Here is a 2,929-nt window from a genome sequence, read left to right as displayed (position 1 = left end):
ATCGTCGGCTCGGCATGGGGCTTGTCGAGGAACCCCTGGGCGGCCAGCGCGATCCTGCGGGCCTGGGCGTTGCTCAGCGAGTCGACCACGAGCGGAACTCAACCACGACGCACCGACGGTGGTTGAGGTGCGAGCGCAGCGAGCCTCGAAACCACTGTCGCGAACGAGGCGACGGTGGTTGAGGTGCGAGCGGAGCGAGCCTCGAAACCACTGTCGCGCACGAGGCCGACTCTCACCTCACCGGGTTTCGAGACGCGTCGGCGGAGTCCGTCGCTTCGCTCCGGGCTCCGCCGACGCTCCTCAACCTTCGCTGCTGGTCCTAGCGGCGGCGGAGCCGCCGCTAGGGCAGCTCAAGCAGCTTCTCCTTGACGGCATACATCACGGCCTCCATGCGGGAGTGCAGCTGGAGCTTCTCGAGGATGTTGCGCACGTGGTTCTTGACGGTGTTCTCGCTGATGAACAGCTCCTTGGCGATCTCGCGGTTGTTCATGCCGCGAGCGACCAGCCGGAGCACCTCGAGCTCGCGCTCGGTGAGCCGCAGGCCGGGCACGTGGTCGCGCTCGGGTCGCGACATCTGCTTGAACTCGTCGATCAGCTTCACCGCCATCGAGGGGCTGATCAGCGACTGGCCGTCGGCGACGACCCGCACCGCCTGCGCGACCTCCTCGATCGAGGAGTCCTTGAGCAGGTAGCCCGCGGCGCCGCTCTTGACCGCCTCGTAGAGGTCGGCCTCCTCGTCGGAGACGGTCAGCATGATGATCTTGGCCGACGGCACGGCCTCCTTGATCGCCAGGCACGCCTCGATGCCCGAGCGCTTGGGCATCCGGATGTCGAGCAGCACGACGTCGGGGGCGGCGGTCTCGGCCAGGGCCGTGCCCTCCACCCCGTCGCCGGCCTCGCCGACCACCTCGATGCCCGACTCGATGCCCAGGAGCATCGTCAGGCCCCTGCGGAACAGCTCCTGGTCATCGACCACGAGCACACGGATCGGCTCCCGCCCGGTCTCGTTCGTCGCGTCTCCCACCCGCGCATCATGACACGTGCGGGCCCCCTGAGTCGCTCAGACGGGTGGGACGGACGGACACCGGGGTGGCCCGAACGGGCCACCCCGGTGCTGACCCGGTCCGTGGACCGGCGAGCGGTGAAGCGGTCAGGAGGCCTCCTCCACCTCCAGGGAGATCACGCCGTAGTCGTAGCCCCGGCGGCGGTAGACGACCGAGGGTCGGTCGTTCTCCTTGTCGACGAACAGGTAGAAGTCGTGACCCACGAGCTCCATCTCGTACAGCGCCTGGTCGAGCGTCATCGGGGTCGCGGCGTGCGTCTTCTCGCGCACGACCAGCGGGCCGTCGCCCGTGACCTCGATCGGTCCGACCCTGCGCTCGTGGGTCGTCACCTGGTCGTCCTCGGGTGTCGCGTCGATGAGGTCGACGCCGTCGGCGAGGGCCTCGCCCACCGAGACCGGCGTACGCCGTCCGCGGTGCACCCGCCGGCGATCCGAGGCGCGGCGCATCTGCGCGGCCATCTTGTCCAGGGCGAGGTCGAGCGCTGCCATCTTGTCGGCGGCGGTGGCCTCGGCCCGGATCACGGGCCCCTTCGACAGCGCGGTCAGCTGGAGACGCACGGCACGGTCGGCCTGGCGCGGGTTGCGCTCACACTCGACCTCCACGTTCACGCGGATGATGCGATGGTCGTGCTTCTCGAGCTTTCCCAGCTTCTCGTCGACGTGACTGCGGAACCTGTCCGAAATCTCGCAATGACGACCGGTGACCACAACTTCCATGTGAACCTCCCGTTGCACAGTTGGTTTCAGCGATGAACCAGCGCCCGAGCCTGCCATGCTGCCTGCAGGCCGACGCCCCGGCACCCCAGACGTTGGGGTCCGGCGATCGGGGTGGAGAGAGGAGTCCGTCCGGCCGACCTGGTCTTCGACCCCACACCCGCCTGCTGAGGCGCTCGCAGCTTGGATGCCACTACTGACCTTCTCGCAGCCGTCGTCGCATCTGGCGACGGGGCCACGGCAGGACTGACGACTAAGCCGCACCGTGATCGGCGCTCCCCCCGCAACACGGCGGAAGACGCCTTACGTGGACCGTTTTGCCTGCGACTGGCATCGGCTTGTCGACGTGACGCCCGGCTCGGCCGGCGCGTCCCGACGACGCAACCACGGACCCGGACGGACTCCATGCACAGACGTTAGTCGACGCACCGGGCAATCAAAAGGGACCGAGGTCCCAGGACGGGCCGGCCGCTGGATCGGCGGCCGGCGAGGGCCCCTGACCTCGCCGGCGGGTGGCCGCCACCGTGACCAGCGCGGCCACCTCCAGCCCCACCGACTCGAGTGCTCGCTGGGCCTCGTGGGCCGTCGATCCCGTCGTGAGCACGTCGTCGCAGACCACCATCCGCGCTCGCGGACACGTGGCGCCCAGCCGGCGCAGCGAGGCGGCCGGACAGTGCATCGAGCCGGCGAGGTTGGCGGCCCGCGCCTCGGCACCGAGGCCGGCCTGGTCGAGGACCCCCGGCCTGCTGCGCAGCAGTCGCAATGCGACGACGTCGTGGCCGACGGCCCGGGCCAGCCGCGCGGCCCGGGCCGTGATCGACCAGGTCGGGTCGTGCCCGCGGGTCCGCGCGGTGCCCGGGCGCGACGGCACCGGCACCAGCACGACGGGACCAGCGGGAACCTCGGCGAGCGCTGCCGACACCGCCTGGCCGAGCAGCCGACCGAGAGGAGCACGCAGGGCGAGCACCCGGTGCTCCTTGTGCGCGAGCACCATGGCGCGCACCGTGCCGTCGTACTCCCCCGCAGCCCACGGTGGCGCGAGCCCCGCCGGCGTCGGGGTCGGCCAGGCGGGGCGGGCCGCCTGCGGGAGCCGGACCCGGCACGCGTCGCACAGGGCCCGCCCCGCCCGTCCACACCCGACGCAGGCGCCCC

General features: G+C 70.9%; 3 protein-coding genes. All 3 read right to left on the bottom strand.

Annotated features, from left to right (window positions below):
- Positions 1-340: 340 nt before the first annotated feature.
- Complete coding sequence (locus tag Q0L15_RS17415; RefSeq protein ID WP_296605718.1) at positions 341-1,024, bottom strand: response regulator transcription factor; 684 nt, start codon at positions 1,022-1,024, stop codon at positions 341-343.
- A gap of 126 nt (positions 1,025-1,150) precedes the next feature.
- Positions 1,151-1,780 (bottom strand): ribosome-associated translation inhibitor RaiA, encoded by a 630-nt coding sequence (gene raiA / locus Q0L15_RS17410; protein ID WP_296605717.1) that lies wholly within the window; start codon positions 1,778-1,780, stop codon positions 1,151-1,153.
- A 433-nt stretch (positions 1,781-2,213) separates the two neighbouring features.
- On the bottom strand, positions 2,214-2,929 hold a 716-nt coding region (locus Q0L15_RS17405), incomplete at its 5' end, for a ComF family protein (protein WP_296605716.1).

This window comes from Nocardioides sp. (genome assembly GCF_024509035.1).
In the GTDB taxonomy this organism is placed as follows: Bacteria; Actinomycetota; Actinomycetes; order Propionibacteriales; family Nocardioidaceae; genus Nocardioides.
Note: the sequence above shows the minus strand (reverse complement) of the source record. Positions and strands in the feature narration are given on the sequence as shown.

Excerpts from the sequence above, each read along its gene's own strand:
- raiA (WP_296605717.1), bottom strand. The coding sequence starts at position 1,780 with ATGGAAGTTGTGGTCACCGGTCGTCATTGCGAGATTTCGGACAGGTTC.